14 protein-coding genes are annotated in these 15,437 nt (G+C 69.6%); all 14 read right to left on the minus strand.

Annotation, left to right across the window (positions count from 1 at the left end; genetic code table 11):
* Positions 1–310 precede the first annotated feature (310 nt).
* Complete coding sequence (locus PLE19_12335; protein HPD15734.1) at positions 311–721, minus strand: diacylglycerol kinase family protein; 411 nt, start codon at positions 719–721, stop codon at positions 311–313.
* A complete protein-coding gene (locus PLE19_12340; GenBank protein HPD15735.1) occupies positions 702–1,550 on the minus strand; it encodes a M55 family metallopeptidase in 849 nt (282 codons plus the stop codon). Before PLE19_12340 ends, PLE19_12335 begins: the two co-directional genes overlap by 20 nt.
* Before the next feature lie 67 nt (positions 1,551–1,617).
* The gene (locus PLE19_12345; GenBank protein ID HPD15736.1) at positions 1,618–2,460 is read right to left on the minus strand and encodes a Cof-type HAD-IIB family hydrolase; all 843 of its coding nucleotides are present in this window, start codon (positions 2,458–2,460) and stop codon (positions 1,618–1,620) included.
* A 66-nt stretch (positions 2,461–2,526) separates the two neighbouring features.
* Positions 2,527–3,792, minus strand: a complete 1,266-nt coding sequence (locus PLE19_12350) for a competence/damage-inducible protein A (GenBank protein ID HPD15737.1) — start codon at positions 3,790–3,792, stop codon at positions 2,527–2,529.
* A gap of 86 nt (positions 3,793–3,878) precedes the next feature.
* Complete coding sequence (locus tag PLE19_12355) at positions 3,879–6,779, minus strand: lipid II flippase MurJ (GenBank protein HPD15738.1); 2,901 nt, start codon at positions 6,777–6,779, stop codon at positions 3,879–3,881.
* A gap of 178 nt (positions 6,780–6,957) precedes the next feature.
* The gene (locus tag PLE19_12360) at positions 6,958–7,293 is read right to left on the minus strand and encodes a hypothetical protein (GenBank protein ID HPD15739.1); all 336 of its coding nucleotides are present in this window, start codon (positions 7,291–7,293) and stop codon (positions 6,958–6,960) included.
* Between the two features lie 911 nt (positions 7,294–8,204).
* Positions 8,205–9,311: an AAA family ATPase gene (locus PLE19_12365; protein ID HPD15740.1), complete on the minus strand. Its 1,107-nt coding sequence runs from the start codon at positions 9,309–9,311 to the stop codon at positions 8,205–8,207.
* A 15-nt stretch (positions 9,312–9,326) separates the two neighbouring features.
* The gene (gene thpR, locus PLE19_12370) at positions 9,327–9,878 is read right to left on the minus strand and encodes an RNA 2',3'-cyclic phosphodiesterase (GenBank protein ID HPD15741.1); all 552 of its coding nucleotides are present in this window, start codon (positions 9,876–9,878) and stop codon (positions 9,327–9,329) included.
* On the minus strand, positions 9,875–10,849 hold the full coding sequence (locus PLE19_12375) for a PfkB family carbohydrate kinase (GenBank protein ID HPD15742.1): 975 nt from the start codon (positions 10,847–10,849) through the stop codon (positions 9,875–9,877). The genes thpR and PLE19_12375 overlap by 4 nt, the downstream gene beginning before the upstream one ends.
* A complete protein-coding gene (gene amrB, locus PLE19_12380) occupies positions 10,827–11,645 on the minus strand; it encodes an AmmeMemoRadiSam system protein B (protein HPD15743.1) in 819 nt (272 codons plus the stop codon). Before amrB ends, PLE19_12375 begins: the two co-directional genes overlap by 23 nt.
* A 43-nt stretch (positions 11,646–11,688) precedes the next feature.
* A complete protein-coding gene (locus PLE19_12385) occupies positions 11,689–12,363 on the minus strand; it encodes a hypothetical protein (GenBank protein HPD15744.1) in 675 nt (224 codons plus the stop codon).
* Positions 12,364–12,480: 117 nt separating this feature from the next.
* The gene (locus PLE19_12390; protein ID HPD15745.1) at positions 12,481–13,545 is read right to left on the minus strand and encodes a hypothetical protein; all 1,065 of its coding nucleotides are present in this window, start codon (positions 13,543–13,545) and stop codon (positions 12,481–12,483) included.
* 63 nt (positions 13,546–13,608) lie between these two features.
* Positions 13,609–14,844 carry a cell division protein FtsA gene (gene ftsA / locus PLE19_12395; protein ID HPD15746.1) on the minus strand — a complete coding sequence of 412 codons (1,236 nt, stop codon included), beginning with the start codon at positions 14,842–14,844 and terminating at the stop codon, positions 13,609–13,611.
* 22 nt (positions 14,845–14,866) lie between these two features.
* Positions 14,867–15,437, minus strand: a 571-nt coding sequence (locus tag PLE19_12400; protein HPD15747.1) for a hypothetical protein, incomplete at its 5' end; no start/stop codon positions are given.

Consider the following 15,437-nt stretch of genomic DNA (forward strand, 5'->3'; position numbering starts at 1 on the left):
TGCTTCAATGTCTTCTAGCGTTGTAGTGCTAGGAGCCTGTCCGAGAATCCGCGTGAGGCTGCGACGCCGCCGATTCGGGCCGCACGCAAGGAGCGAGGAGGAGGCGATGCAACGGAGCGCATCGCGGACGACGAGCGACACAGCGGGCGGCCTGAAGTCGCGGCGTCCCTTCGGGTTGCGGCGTCAGCGGGCCGGCTGCCACGTTGCGGCTCCTCAGCGATGCATTCCAGGGCATCGCCTGCGTCGCCGCGCCTCGCCTCCAGCCCGCTGACGCCGGCAACGCAGCCCACGGGGATTCTTGGACAGGCTCCTAGAGGAGACCTCTGACCAGGGCCGCCGCGCGCGGGAGGAAGATGAGCAGGCCCACCACCGACGCCCCTGCGGCGCACAGCAGCACGGCGCCGGCCGCAACGTCCTTGGCCCGTCCCGCGGCGGGACGCCACTCGGGCGAGGCCATGTCCACGATGATCTCGATCGCCGTGTTGAACGACTCGGCGGTCCACACGCTGGCCATGGCGAGGATCAGCCAGCACCATTCGGGTGCGGAGACGCCGAAGGCAAACCCCGAGGCGATCACGGCGAGGGTGATGGCGGCGTGGATCCAGGCGTTGTGCTGGGTGCGGAGCATGTAGGCGACGCCCTGGCCCGCGTACTGGAAGCTCTGCGCGCGGCCCCAGAAGGTGCGAAAGCGCGGCTTGGCCTCAGGCTGGGGGTGCGGCATGGCGGGGTCTCCTGCGCGGTTGGAAGTCAGGAGGGTACTTGTAGAGCTTGACGAACAGCTCGATGATGTCCCTGGCCGTGGTTTCGATGGCGTGGGCATCCACCACGCGGAAGCCGTCGGGCGGCTTCTCGGGGTCGTAGACGGGGTCCTTCATCTCGCAGCGGAAGTGGAGCGGGGAGGCGAGCCGCAGGGGCTTCACCCTGGGGGCGGCGGCCAGCGCCTTGGCGGCTCCGGCCCGGATCAGCTCCTGGGCCTTCGCGGGCGGATGAGTCCTGGCGGAGAAGGTGCTCAGGCCGCGCTTGACGGCCACGCCGACGCAGCCCTTGCACAGGCGCTGCATCTCGCGGCACGCCCAGTAGTCGCCGGCGACGAAGACGAAGGGGACCCCGTAGTGCCCGGCGATGGCGGCCTGCATGCCCATCTCGCCCATCGAGATGCCGTTGAGCCAGTAGCCGCGGACGCGGTCGCTCATCGAGTGGCGCAGGCAGGCCCAGCGGGTGCCCGCCTTGGCGTGCGCGCCCACGAGGCCGGTCACGTCGCACGTCTCGATGTGGGGCAGCCAGAAGGGGCGCTCGTGGCCGTGGAGGATCTCGACGCGGGGGTCAATCTCGTCGAGGTCAATCGTGTAGCCCGCGCCGTGGCCGTCGTTCACGAGCACCTCGGTGGCCCCTGCGGCGAAGAAGCCGTCGGCCGCCGCGTTCACCTCGCGGGCCAGCCAGCGTCGCTGACGGGCCCGCCGCTCCTGGTTCTCCAGGGAGGTGTCCTGGCGGTCCTCCCACGTGTAGACGCCGGCCACGCCCTCCAGGTCGGTCATGAGGTAGACCTTCATCGGACGCCCTTTCGCATGGGAAGAAGGAATGGAGCGGGTCCAAGGGACGCAAGGGACAAGTGGCGTGTCATGCCTCGGCCAGCAGTTCGCCCACGACGCAGGCCACGCCATCCTCGTCGTTCGACGGGGCGACGACGTGTGCGGCGCTCTTGACGGGGTAGGCGGCGTTGCCCATGGCGACGCCGAGGCCCGCGGCCTGGAGCATGGAGATGTCGTTCTCGTCGTCGCCGATGGCGACCACCTCCTCGGGCGCGACGCGGAAGGCGTGCAGGAGTTCGCTCAGGGCCGCCCACTTCGAGGCGGTGCCGGTCTGGAACTCGAGGAAGTTGCCCAGGTACTTCGCGGAACTGAGCAGGTGGCAGGTGGTGCGTCCGGCCAGCCGCTCGCGCAGCAGTGGGCGGATGCGCTGGAGCTCGCTGAGTTCGCCGAACGTGCAGACCTGGATGGCGGGGGCCGGGAGCCCGTCGCGCAGCGACCCGACGAAGCGGTACCAGCCGTCGTTCTTGAGAAGGTAGTCGGTGTGGTAGTGCGTGAGCCTGGCGCCGCGGCTCAGGTAGAAGTCGGTGCGCACCTCGAACGTGTCGGTGTAGACCATGGGCGCGAGGCCGAACTCGTCGAGGGAGTCGAGGAGCAGGCCCAGCACGTCGCGCTCGATGTGGCGGGCGAGGAGGGTGCCGTGGGTGGCGGTGTCCTTGACCAGGGCCCCGCTGTGGCAGATGAGGGGGAGGGCGAGGCCCAGCTCCTGGGCAATGGGGATGGCGGTGCGATAGCGGCGCCCCGTGCACAGCACCACGCGCAGGCCGCTGGCCACCGCGCGGCGCAAGGCGTCGCGCACGGCGGGACGCAGATGGGAGGCGCTGTCGAGAAGGGTGCCGTCTATATCAACGGCGAGGAGGCGGTATCGAGGCATGCTTCCACCCTGGTGCGTGATACGCGAGACGAAAGCCGAGCGACCCGTCCAACGTCTTCCCACGCATCACGTAACACGCTTCGACCAGTCCCCCATCCCCATCAGGTGCAGGCGGAGCAGGTTGAGGGCGTGCTTCGCGGCGCGGTCCTTGATCAGTTCGCGCCCGCCCACGAGGGTGAGGCGCTCGACCTTCGTGCCGGCCTCGGTTGCCAGGCCGATGTAGACGAGGCCGACGGGCTTCTCGGCGGTGCCGCCGTCGGGCCCTGCGATGCCGGTGGTGGAGAGGCCGAGGGCGGCCTTCGCCCGGCGCCGCGCGCCCTCCGCCATCGCACCCGCCACCGGCTCGCTCACGGCGCCGACCGCCACGATCATCTCGGCGGGCACTCCCAGCAGCTCGATCTTGGCCGCGTTGCTGTAAGTGACCAGGTCCTCGAGGAGGAAGCGGGAGATGCCGGGCACGTTGGTGAGCAGGTGGCCGATAAGCCCGCCGGTGCACGACTCGGCGATGGCGAGCGTCGCGGCGTGGCTCTCGAGGAGCTGCGCCGTGGCCAGCTCAAGGGTTTCATTGCCTGTGCCGAAGATGGCGTCGCCGAAGCGCTGCTTCACCGTTTCGAGGGTCGGACCCAGCACCCGCTCGGCGCTCGGCGCGTCCGGCCCCGTGGCGAGGAGCTTGATCGAGACCACGCCGCCGCCGACGCGCAGGCCGATGAGGGGGTTCGCTCCCCGAAGCGCCAGCGCGCCCAGCCTCTCGTTCACGGTGGACTCGGGGACGCCGAAGGTGTGGAGGCGCTCGACGCGCACCGCCCTTCGCTCGAGGGGCAGGGCGGTGATGAAGGGGACGAGGCTCTTGTCGAACATGGCCTTCATCTCGCGCGGAACGCCCGGCAGAAAGGCCGCATGGGCCTCGCCGATCCGCAGGATGAAGCCCGGCGCCGTGCCCTCCGAGTTCGGCAGCACCGTCGCCCCGTGGGGGATCATGGCCTGGATGCGGTTCTGCGCGGGCATCGGCCGCCCGAACCGGCGGAACCGGTCTTCGATGGCGGCCAGCGACTCCTCGTGGGGCTCGAGCGGCGCGCTGGCCACCTTGGCCACGGCGTGGCGGGTCAGGTCGTCGTGAGTCGGCCCCAGGCCGCCCGTCGCCACGATCAGGTTCACCCGCTTCGCCGCGTAGCGGAGCGACTGCTCGATGTGTTCCTCCACGTCCCCCACGCACGTGTGGTAGGCGAGCTCGACGCCCAGCTCGAGCAGGCGCTCGGCGATCCAGGCCGCGTTGGTGTCGGCCACTTCGCCGTGCAGCACCTCATCGCCGATTGACACGATCACTGCTTTCATTCGGTTTCCTCGCGGATGGGTGGACGGTTGGATGATTGGATGAATGTCAGACACCCATCCACTCATCCATTCATCCATCCCTTGTATCACGCAACGCGCTTCTTCTTGCGGAACTTGCCTACAATCCTCCTCAACCCCTTCTCTTGGAGCCACTCCCACGCCTCGCGCGCCTCTTCGACGCGCAGGGCGAAGAGGAGGACGACGAAGACAACAAACGCCGCCAGCGACGGCACGGCGACGTGGATGAGCTTGCCCACCTCATACATCACCGCCACCCGCCCCACCCTCGGCCCCTTCGCCTCTCGCACGAAGGCCACGTTGTCGAGCCAGAAATCCACGCCCTCGGGCACGGCAAACTCGATGGCGGCGAACTCGCCCTTGCGGAACTCGCGGTTGCCAGGGACCGCGAAGGCGGAGAGCGGCAGCGAATATCCCTTGCGAGTGCCACTGGCCTTGATGTCAATCGGCGCCGTCATCTGCACCCAGTCGGCAGGGTCGGTGCTCTTCGGGCCGGGGGCCAGTAGATTCACTTCGAGGCGGCAGGCCTTGTCGGCGCGTGCCTTGAACGTCAGGCGGTCGCACGCTCCGAGGCGGAAGAACTCGAGGCGCGCCCCTGCGATGGTGCGGCGTCCCTCGGATGCGGGCAGGTGAAGCGCCATCTCGGGCTCGTCTTTGCGCTCGCCAGTGTCGGCCACTTGCGCCGGGACGCCGTGGCCGCGTTCCCCCTTCTCGAAGAAGCGCCAGGCGCCGGGGCCGGCGTCCAGGCGTTCGCCGACCCCTGTCGCTCCCTCAACATCGCCGAACTGGAACTCCCCAATCAGAAGCGTCGTCGGCGCGTGCTGGACTCGTTTGACGGGCGTTGTGTCGCGGATCCACAAGGCAGCCGCGGTTCTCAGGAGGTCCCTGGGGCAGGAGTCCTCGAAGTCCATCCGCACCCGCTGTGGCCCGCCGGGCTCGACGTGTAGCGGTCTGGCCGCGTACGAGGCGCCGTCACGGGTAACAACGGACACTGTGAGATCGGTAGGTTCGGAGGCTGCCATCACGGCGTGCACGACAGGTGCTCTGCTCAGATCAAGTCCAGCCAGGTCGCGCCGCAGCCCCGCGGTGCGCCGTGGAGAGCGCCGGTACTCCGCCAGGATCGCCCTTGGGCTAGCCGCGCCCTGGGTCGGCCTGGCGAGACGGTCTGTAAGCCACGGGAAGGCCCGTGTTGCCGAAGCATCGTCGAGGGGGGGGATGCGGAAGTCGTCCACATTGTCCGCCTCCCAGTCGCGCAGTTCGACGTTGAAGGTGTCAATCATCACCTCGCGGCGGCGATAGGGGTCGAGGGGGAGCAATCGCTTGAGGGGGCGATAGGTGAATTCGGCGGCGGCCCAGACGCCCGCGGTGGCGGCCGCGGCCTTCGCCAGGAAGATGAGGGTCGGGCGCCACGGGAGGATGCGGACGTGGTAGCGCATGACGAGCAGGAGGATGATGTTCTTGAAGGCTCGGGCGGCGCCGTAGACGACCGCCACGACGATGAAGTAGCCGAACCCCAGCCACTCGATGCCGATGAAGAGGAAGAGGATGTGGAAGCCCGTGCCCAGGAAGCCGATGATCGTGGGCGCCCACATCCGCTGCATGGCGAAGAACGATTGCTGGATGGGGTTCTCGATGGCGAAGAAGGGCAGGGCCAGGATGTAAAGCCCCAGGGCGTCCCCCGCGTGCATCAGGTGGTAATCCGTCCAGTTCCCGCGGTCGAAGAGCAGGGCGATGATCGGCTGGCGGAGGACGATCATCAGGGCGGTGAGGGGGACGAAGAAGGCGATGATGACGCGGATGGTCTTGGTCATCACGTTGGCGAAGTCGCCCCAGAGCTTGGCCGCGGCCAGCTCGCTCAGGTGGGGCAGGAGGGCGATGGAGAGGGCGGCGATGACCAGCGTGTTGGGCGCCTCGCCTACCTTACGGGCATACTTGAGGTCGGAGAAGACGCCCGTGCCCGTGAACGAGGCGAAGAGATTGGTCACGATGTCGCGGTACTTGGCGAACAGGATGCCGAAGAGGAGGGGCACGGCGAGGGCGGCGAACTTGGCCATGGCGGTCCTCTTGCCCCGTGCCCGCCACCAGAGGAGGAGCAGGTAGGCCGCCACGACGATGACGAGCACGGCCTGTTGAAGGGCGAGGAGGCTGCCCGTGTTGGGCAGGCTCGGTCGAACCGTCTCGCAGACCCACAGCCCGGCGCCGAGGGCGGCGGCGTGTGCGGCGAGGATGCCCAGCTCGATGCCCACGCGGCGAAGGCGGAGCCCGGGCAGGCCGAGGCGATAGAGGGCGAGCTTCGACCGCAGGCCCACCACGTGGGTGAGCAGCGCCGCTCCCGTGCTCACCACGAAGCCCACGGCCAGGGCATCGAGCATGCGCGGCAGCGCCAGGCCGAGGAACGACGCGCCGAGGATGGCGATGGCCCACACCACCTTCTGCACGCCGTCGCCCGCGGCCGCGTAGCCGAAGACGTTGTAGGAGTTGAGCAGGGCGTAGGTGACCGTGGCGAGGCAGACGCCGAAGACGCCGGGCAGCATCCAGCGCATCAGGCGCGAGCTGAGGGCGAGCTGCTGCTCGTTGAAGCCCATGGCGAACAGCGACAGCACCTGCGGCGCGAACACGAAGCCCGCCACCACGATGGCCCCGAGCAGGAGGGCCGTGAGGTTGAGCACCGTGCTGCCGAAGCGCCAGGCGGCGGCCTCGCCGTGCTGGCGCAACTCCTCCTTGAACAGCGGCACCACGACCGGGATGAAGACCTTCAGGCACAGGGTCTGAAGGAGGAAGACGACCGTTTCGGTGACGAAGAAATAGGCGTCCGACTCCGGCCCCGAGCCGAAGATCGAGCCGACCAGGAGGGTGACGATCAGGCCGCCGAACTTCCAGAAGAGCTGGAAGAAGATGATGACGAACATGGCGCGGACGATGCGGTGTCCCACGCCCTCAGATGGCTTCGCCTGGCTCGGTTCGGGCACGGATCACCCCGGAAGCGGCTGGAGCCGCCGACGGAGAAAGGAGTTCATTGCCGCCCGACATGAGCAGCGGCCCCGGGAACGACGCGAGCTCCCGGGGCCGCTGCATTATAGGACCGGCTCATGGGCGAGTCAAGCACCGACTCTCGCCTTGGGGCAGAGGCGTGGCCTGCGAGAGGGGCTACTTGACGCGGTTGGCCTTCTCCGCGCGTTTCTTCTGAAGGCCGGTGCTGAACTCGCGGAGGTCCACTACGTCGCGCAGCTCGGCAGGGCTGCCCCTGAGCGCGGAGTTCTCGATGACGTAGAGCACCTCGTTCCGATCGTCAATGATGTAGACGATCTGCGACTTGGGACGAACGCCCTGGAGGTTGCTGGCGATCAGGGCGAAATTGCCCGAACGGCCCTCGCCGACGTCCTGGCTGTACGAGGGCCTGGGATAGAGCAGGCCCCCGACCAGGATGCCCACGGCAGCGGCCAACATCAGTGAGCCGAGCCAGAACTGCGTCTTCCCCGACATCTCGGTCCTCCTTTCCCGGTGCGCCGGCAGCGGGGCGGGCCCCGCACGGCAGGTGGCAAGGGTCCGGTTGTGGTCTCCGATCCTAGGGTCACAATACTATGAACTGGTGGGAATGTCAATACGGCGATTCGCTGACTCGGCCGCTGGGTGGGACTTGGGCGCCGCGGCCGCGTGCGGGTCGGCGCGGGAGGACGTGGCGGCGGGCGTGGCGGCGCCGCCCCCCGACCGGAATGGCGTGAAGACAAGGCAACTGGTCACTCGCCCACCAAAGGAGAAGACCGCCCAAAGACGGGACACCAACAGGCTATGGAGTCGTTCGGAGTCCCGCCTTCAGGCGGCGGTGCCTTGCTGCTCCGGCCTCGAATCAGTTTGCATTCCTCCGTGTAGCGACAGGCGTCTCGCGTGTCGAAGTGCATCGCAAGCGGGACGCTTGCGGCTGCGCTTGAGGCCCTGGCCGGCGCAGCACGGTTGCGGCCACTGCCAACTGGTTCGCGGCCGGAGCAGTACCCTCACGCCATTCCCCCCCGAGTGGGTTTGTGGTATGGGCATCGCCCCGCACGGGGAAGGCGGCCTGAGGGCCGCACTTCGAACTCTGGCAGCTCTCCCCATACTTGCTCAATCCAGTGAGGAGGGAAATGAGCAAGTATGGACGGGTGGCCGAGAATCGGCGGTTCTCGGGCCTCCGGCCATTCCTGCTCACCTGTGCGATGAGCCAGTATGTGAGCGAGTATTGCTGGCGGGCGTAAAGCATTGCGGCATAGATGGTTATGGCGGACCAGGCGAGCGCTGCACGCCCGCCGCACGGCTCGCGGTCGCGGCCAAGTGGGGATCACCGGAATCCGAGGAACCGCCCCTGCTCTCCTGGCGGAGACCGCAGGCGTCGCAGCCTCGCGCGGATTCCTGGACGGGCTCTAGAGAGCGTCGAGAATGCGCTGGACGTTGACGAAGCGCTTGACGAGCCGCCGCGCCATGACGATCTTCTTGGTGTCCACCGGCTGAATCTTGATTTTGAGGTTGTTGACGGCGGCGGCGACCGAGTAGCTGTCGCCCTTGACGAGCACGACGGGGATGTTGGTGCGGCGGAGGAGGCGGACGATGTTCTCGTGGGGCCGCACGCCGCCGGTGAGGAGCATGCCGGCGACGAAGTTGGCCTTGTCCTCGCCGACCGCGTAGCTGCTCATGGCCGCCAGGATCAGGTCGTCGCGGTCGCCCGGCGTGATCAGCAGGCTGTTGTGATAGATGTAGTCCAGCGCCCGGTGCGCGGTCATGGCGCCCACGATCACCGTCTCGATCTCGTTGGCGAGGTAGCGGTCGCCGTTGAGGAGGTCGCCGCCCACCTCATTGAGGATCTGGTTCATCGTGGGGTTCGAGAGGATCGTCTCGTGCGGGATGACCCCGAGGAGCTCGATGCCCTTGCGCCCCAGGCCCTCCTCCACGAATGTCGCCACGGAGTCGAGCTTTTCGGGCCTCACCTTGTTGAGGATCACGCCGAGGATCTCGACCCCGTGCTCGTGGAAGACGCTGGCGTTGAGCATCACCTCGTCAATGGGGCCGCCGATGCCGCCCTCGGTGACGATGATGACCTTGGCGCCCAGGAGCTTCGCCACCTCGGCGTTGGACATGTCGAAGCACGAGCCGACGCCGGCGTGTCCTGTGCCCTCGATGACCACGGCGCTCTTGCCCTCGGCCACGCGCTCGAACGCCGCGCGCACGCGGTCCACCAGGCTCTGGCGGTTCGGGTGCAGGATGTAGTCGCGCGTGAAGGACCGGCCGACGGTCACCGGGCTCATGTCGGCCAGCCCGACCTCGTGCTTGAACACGGCGCGCATGAGCGCAACGTCCTCGTCCACGCGCACGCCGTCCACCTCGACGTAGCGCTGGCCCACGGGCTTGATGAAGCCCACGGGCGGGGTCATCTCCTCGAAGGCGGCCAGGAGCCCGAGCGAGATGGTCGTCTTGCCCTGGTCCTGGCGGGTGGCGGCCACGAAGAGCTTCTTCGGCTTCTTGCCGATGGCCATGGCGGGCGTTCCTTCTCAGAGCCTGTGATGGCGCACGGGAGTGTAGGTGGGCCCTGCCGGCGAGAGGTCGCTGCGCATCAGGACGACCTCCTCGACGCGGCAGGAGCCGAAGCGGGTGGCCGCCTCGCGGGCCAGGGGGCCGCGCAGGGGGCCCGCGCCGCGCGGGTCCTTGGCCCTGCCGATGGTCAGGTGCGCGCTGAAGGGCCGGCGCTCGGGCTCGAAGCCGAGAGCGGCCAGCCCCTCCTCGAGCCGGGCATTGAGTTGCGCCAGGGAGCCATCATCGCGCACCCCAGCCCAGATCACGCGAGGCGCGCCATGCTCGGGAAACGAGCCCAGGCCCGCCACCGCCAGGTCGAACGGGGCGATCCCCTCCGCCGCGAGGGCGATGGCGTCCTCGACGTCCTGGACGGCGCTCTCCGCGGTCTCGCCCAGGAACTTGAGGGTGATGTGCATCAGCTCCGGCTTCACCCACTTCACGCCGCACGGGGCGCGGCGCAGCCGTTCCTGGACTTCGCCCAGCCGCTGGCGGATCTCGGCGCTCAGCTCGACGGCGATGAAGGCTCTCATCGCAGCCCCCCGGCGCTCACGCGGAGCATCCCGGCGAACTCGCGGGCGCGGGCCTCGACCTCCGCGAGCGTCAGCGTTCGCAGCCGCTCCACGCCCAGCGCCTCGACGTTGAACGACGCGGCCAGGGTGCCGTAGAGCACGGCGCGGCGGAGGTTCGGCAGGGTGGCGCGGCCGGCCCGCGCCAGGTAGCCCATGAAGGCCCCCGCGAAGCAGTCGCCCGCGCCCGTGGGGTCGTGCACGGTCTCGACGGGGAACGCGGGGAGGAGGAAGAGGCGGCCGCCGACGAGGAGCAGGGACCCGTGCGCGCCCTTCTTCACGATGACGATGCGGGGCCCGAGGCGGGCGATGGCGTGCGCCGCCGCCACCAGGTTCCGCCTGCCCGTGAGCATCTGAGCCTCCTCGTCGTTCACGATCAGGCCGTCCACGCGCCGGAGCATGCTCAGCACGTCGGCGCGGGCGTTGGCGATCCAGTGGTTCATCGTGTCGGCCAGCACCAGGCGCGGCTTGTGGAGCTGGTCGAGGACGCGGTGCTGGATGGCGGGCGTGCCGTTGGCGAGGAAGCAATGGGTGCAGCGGCGATAGGCTTCGGGGAGCTGCGGGTCGAACTGCTCGAAAACATTCAGCTCGAGGTGAGTCGTCTCGCGGACATTCATGTCGTCCAGGTACCGCCCCGCCCAGCGGAACGTGCGGCCCGGGAGGCGCTGCACGCCGGCCGTGTCCATGCCGCGTGCCCGGAAGGCCTCGAGGTGCGTCTGGGGGAAATCCTCGCCCACGACGCCCACCAGGCCCACCGGGCCGAAGAGGCTGGCGGCGAAGCCGAAGTACGTGGCCGAGCCGCCGAGCAGGTCCTCCGCCCGGGTGTCGGGAGTCTCCACGGAGTCGAAGGCGATGGATCCGACGCAGATGAGCCGGTTGGGCTGCCGTGGGGCGATGGGCCGTTCCTTTCGTTCAGCGGATGATGATGCCGGCATAGCCGACCACCTCCTCGGGCCCGGCGTATCCGCTGTCGGCGCTGGTCTTGTAGTCCACCAGTTCAGCGGCCTGAGCCCCGCGGGCCTTGGCGTACACGATGCCCGCGGCCACCGGATCGTGCCCGCACATCGAGATGCGATGCCGCCGGATGGTGTCCCACATGGCCCTCTCGTCGAGGGCCAGAATCTGGTCAATCACCAGGTGGTCCCGCTCGCGGGCCGCCAGGGCGGGCTCGAAGTGGGTCATGTCCGTGCTGGCGACGAGCAGGGCGGGGCGCCCCAGCCGGCCCACCGCGCGCGCGAGGGCCAGCCCGAACTCGCGCAACACGGGCAGGCTGGACTGCATGATGTTGATGGCGGCGATGTGGACGCCCGGGTTGCGGTGCTTGAGGAAGGGCAGGTGCACTTCGCCCGAGTGCTCGTAGGCGTGGGCCCGAGGATCGGCCCGGACCATCGGGCATTCGGTCGCGATGGCCGCGACCAGTTCGGTGGCGACGGGGACGTCGCCGAGCGGCGTCTCCCAGCGGCCCTCGTCGAACAGCGCGAACTCGGCGCCCGGGCTGCGCCCGTGGTTCACGGAAAGCAGGATGACGTCGTCGGGCACCACCACCCGCGAGTACACGGCGCCCGCCACGCCGCCCGAGAAGATGTAGCCTGCGTGGGGCGCCACCACGGCGACGGCCGGCGCCGCATCCGCGCGCACCGGCATCAGCTCATCGAGCATCTGGAGCAGCACGGCGCGATTCGACGGGTAGAACCCGTGATCGCCCGCAAACACGGCGCGTCGCACCGGCATGGCCGCACCTCCGCTACATCGGGGCGAGGGACACAACCGCTCGTTAGTATACCCGCCGCGCCGGGGAGGTTAAGCGGGAGCGGCGCCACGAGGCCGCATAGAGCCAGGCGCTCAGGAGCAGAAGCGAGCCCGCGGCCGCGAGGGCCTTCGCCCAATCCGGCCGCCAGTCGAACTCCCAGGGACGGCTCATCCGGTCGGCGATCCAGAATGGCGATAGCCCATACAACCACTCCAGCGGCACGCGCAGGAGGTCCTCGACGATGAAGCCCACCAGCGGCCCGCCCGCGCTCAGGCCGCCAAGGGCGAGCCAGTACCAGGAGAGAAACCGCCCGTCGGGATCTGCCGCCAGGTAGGCGGTCACAAAGAGCGCTATCACGGCCAGATACGCCTGGCTCGCGGCCACTTGCGGCCAGCGGCAGTCGGCCGCCCAGGCCGTGGCCGCCACCGCTGGCGCGGCCAGGGCGGGCAGGAGAAGCATGTCCACAAACCGCGCACGCCTGGGGCCGACGGCCAGGGGCACAACGGCGAGCAGCAGGAACAGCTCTGCCCCGACGAAGAACCGGTAGGCATGGACGACCGCGAACGGAGTCGGGTAGTCCGCCCCGTCGGCCCCCAGCCCGATGGTGAGGGCCATCACGGCGACGGCACAAGCTACCCACGGCACCAGCAGACGAAGAGAGGGCAGGGCCCCGCCGGTCTCAGGAGGGGGCGCGCTCATGCGCAGAGGGCTCCAGAAGAGGCGCGGACTTCGCTTGGCGGAGTGTAGCGGATTCCGGGCGCGCGCGCAAGCGAACCTGGGCTCTCGTGCGGGGGGCCGGCGGCCGCGCCGGCGCGCTCAGTGGATCTGTGGAGCGGGCTTTCGCCGCAGGAACGCCGGGATGTCGAGGTTCACGCCCTCGAAGAAGGCGAGGTCCTGGGACTGGGGGACCGCGGCCGAGCGCCCCTCGCCGGCGCCGTCGGCCGGCAGGTGACGAACCCCGGTGACGAGCAGCGTCGCCCGGATCTCCTCGCCCATCGAGCGGTCTATGCTGAGGCCGACCTGGATGGGCACTCTGCCGACGATCTGGCCGATCAGCTCGGTGGCGGCGTGGACCTCCCGGAGGCTGAGATCGCTGCTGCCGAGCAGGTGCAGGATGGCGGCCGAGGCCTGCTTGCAGCTCTCCTGGGTGAGGAAGGAGTTGGCGCAGGCGTCGCGGATGGCCTTCTCGACGCGCGAGTCGCCGGCGCCCACGCCGATGCCGAGCGCCCCGCGCCCCGCCTCGCTGAGCGAGTGCCGCAGGTCCGACGGCTGAAGCCCCACGCACGAGGCGCACGACAGCGCCCGCGTGAGCTGGTCCACGGCCTCCACCGTCCTATCCTTGAGGCTCGCGATCGCCTTGGCCACGGGCCAGCCCGGCTCGCACAGCTCGGCCAGCGGGCGGTTGGGCAACACGAGAACCAGATCGGCCACATTCTCCAGCGAAGCGACCGCGCGCGACGCCAGCTCCGCGCGGTTCGGCCCCTCGAACGACAGGGGCTCGAGAGCCACCACCACCACCGTGCACTGGGTGGCCTTGAGCTCGTTGGCGAGCGCGGGGATCACGATGCTGCCCGTCTGGCCCCCCACGGCGCACAGGATCAGGGCCACGCCGTTGCTCGGACGGGCCGACTCCACGATCTGGAGGGCCGCGTCCACCGCCGACTCCTCCATCGCGTCCGTGTCCATGTCGCCCGTGTTCTCGGGCTCGCCCGCGAGGCACACGGTCTCGTTGCCGGGGTACGACGCCAGGGCGTCGGCATCGAAGCTCAGGAGCCGGCGCAGCGGGGCCGCGGTGCATCGCGCGGCCAGCTCACAGCCCACGGCGCCCACGCCGATCAGCAGCACGGTGTTCCCGACCGCGGAGTACTCGCCTGTTCCCATGGTTCCTCTCTTCTACGCTCCCGGGTGAGACGGGGTACACAGGATTCTCCAGACCCCGGCGCCTCAGAGCCAGCCGGCCACCCGCTTGAGCATGGTGCGCATGCCGCGCTCCTCGAAGCGCCGATCGGACTTCTGCTCGCGATGGAACCTGCCGCGCCCCAGCGCGCCCAGCACGACGGCGTGGACGGGCTCGGACTGGAACTGCGGGAGGATCGAAGGCATCTCGACTCGGCCGAGGCGCACGGTGCGATGGAGCGCGCGGTGCGCGGCAGCCAGGGCGCCTCCCATGCGGCAGAAGCCGCCCGTGAGCACCACGCGGCGGCAGGCCGCGGCCGACGAGCCGCCGCGGTCCAGCTCGCGCGCCACCAGCTCGAAGATCTCGTCTACCCGCGCGCGGACGATCAGGCTGACGCGCCAGAGCGGCACCGCCTGCGGGCCATGGCCGTCGGCGAGCGGCACATCCATCGTCTCGCACGTGTCGCCGTTGCGCGGCCGCCGGAGGTCGGCGAGGCCGCACCGGAGCTTGACCTGCTCGGCGTCGGCCACCGACGCATTGAGGCCGATGGCCAGGTCGTTCGTGATGTGCTGCGAGCCGATGGGCAGCACGCGGGTGTAGCGCGGGTAGCCGCCCAGGTAGATGGACACGGTGGTCTTGCCCGCCCCGATGTCCACGTGCGCGCATCCGAGGTTCTTCTCCTCGGCGGTGAGGACGGCCTCTGCCGCGGCCAGGGGGCCGTAGAGGATCCGCTCGAGGTGGTAGCCGGCCTTGCGGACAGCCTGGCGCACGTTGGCGTGCGCGGAGAGGGAGTCGGACACCACGTGCAGCTCGGCCTCGAGGCGCCCGCAGGCCATGCCGATCGGGTTGTCCACGCCCCGGACGTCGTCCACGGCGAAGCCCTGGCCGTGCACCTCGGCCACGGCGCGATCGCTCGGGAGCGACACCCGGTTGGCGGCGGCCAGGGCCTGCTGGACGTCGGAGGCGCGCACCAGCTTGTCCTCGTGGGTGATGCCGATGCAGCCCCGGCTGTTGAACGCGCGGGCGAACGGCGTGCCCACGGGCGCCAGCACGGTGCACACGCGGACGCGCGCGAGGTCGGCCGCCTGGGCGATGGCCTCGGCCACCGTGTCGGCGGCGGCGGCCGCGTCCACGATGAGGCCCCGGTTGACGCCGCGCGTGGGCGTCTCGCTGTAGCCCTCGAGAACCAGACTCCCGTCCGCGCGCCAGCACCCGATGGCCACGCGGGTGGTGGCCGTGCCGAGGTCGAGGGACACCAGATACTCATCGCGGCGTCGAGGCATGGTCTTGGCTCCGTTCCCTGGGCTAGTCGTGACGCGCCAGCGCCTCGTCCTCGTCGGGGAAGCGCAGGTCAATGCTGGACGTTCCATCCGAGAGCGCGACCGGGCGCGAGAGGTGGCGCCGCAGCCGCGCGAGCTTGCAGGGCACTGTGGGTTCGCCGAACGCGGTGGTGTTGGGCGGGCGGCCCCACGCCACACGCACCCGGCGGCGCGTGAAGAGCAGCACCTCGCTGCGTTGCGGGTCTATCACCCCGTCCAGGTTCGACACGTCTACGAAGTGCACCTGCCGCAGGAGCGTGGGTTCCGAGGCCATGGCCTGGAGAACCGACAGGGCCGCCAGGGTGCCGGGGTCGCTCCATCGGCTGCCCGGCGCGGGCGGCTCGGTCTTGACGCCGAAGATGAGCGGCAGGGGGCGTTGGTCGTGGTCCCAACGCTCGTACTCGAGCGGCAGGAGCACCCCGTCGCGATCGATCGCGTAGCTGGCGTCGGGCAGGCGCACGAAGGCGGCCGGCTCGCGGAGGTCCAGCTCGACGTCGAGATGGTTGGGGAAGCGCTTCTCCACGCGCCGCACGGCCTTCACCCAGGGGCTGGCGAGA

This window comes from Planctomycetota bacterium (assembly GCA_035384565.1).
Lineage (GTDB): Bacteria > Planctomycetota > PUPC01 > DSUN01 > DSUN01 > DAOOIT01.

Excerpts from the sequence above, each read along its gene's own strand:
- ftsA (HPD15746.1), bottom strand. The coding sequence starts at position 14,844 with ATGCCTCGACGCCGCGATGAGTATCTGGTGTCCCTCGACCTCGGCACG.
- PLE19_12360 (HPD15739.1), bottom strand. The coding sequence starts at position 7,293 with ATGTCGGGGAAGACGCAGTTCTGGCTCGGCTCACTGATGTTGGCCGCT.
- amrB (HPD15743.1), bottom strand. The coding sequence starts at position 11,645 with ATGCCGGTGCGACGCGCCGTGTTTGCGGGCGATCACGGGTTCTACCCG.
- PLE19_12365 (HPD15740.1), bottom strand. The coding sequence starts at position 9,311 with ATGGCCATCGGCAAGAAGCCGAAGAAGCTCTTCGTGGCCGCCACCCGC.
- PLE19_12385 (HPD15744.1), bottom strand. The coding sequence starts at position 12,363 with ATGAGCGCGCCCCCTCCTGAGACCGGCGGGGCCCTGCCCTCTCTTCGT.
- thpR (HPD15741.1), bottom strand. The coding sequence starts at position 9,878 with ATGAGAGCCTTCATCGCCGTCGAGCTGAGCGCCGAGATCCGCCAGCGG.
- PLE19_12350 (HPD15737.1), bottom strand. The coding sequence starts at position 3,792 with ATGAAAGCAGTGATCGTGTCAATCGGCGATGAGGTGCTGCACGGCGAA.
- PLE19_12335 (HPD15734.1), bottom strand. The coding sequence starts at position 721 with ATGCCGCACCCCCAGCCTGAGGCCAAGCCGCGCTTTCGCACCTTCTGG.
- PLE19_12345 (HPD15736.1), bottom strand. The coding sequence starts at position 2,460 with ATGCCTCGATACCGCCTCCTCGCCGTTGATATAGACGGCACCCTTCTC.
- PLE19_12375 (HPD15742.1), bottom strand. The coding sequence starts at position 10,849 with ATGCCGGCATCATCATCCGCTGAACGAAAGGAACGGCCCATCGCCCCA.
- PLE19_12340 (HPD15735.1), bottom strand. The coding sequence starts at position 1,550 with ATGAAGGTCTACCTCATGACCGACCTGGAGGGCGTGGCCGGCGTCTAC.
- PLE19_12390 (HPD15745.1), bottom strand. The coding sequence starts at position 13,545 with ATGGGAACAGGCGAGTACTCCGCGGTCGGGAACACCGTGCTGCTGATC.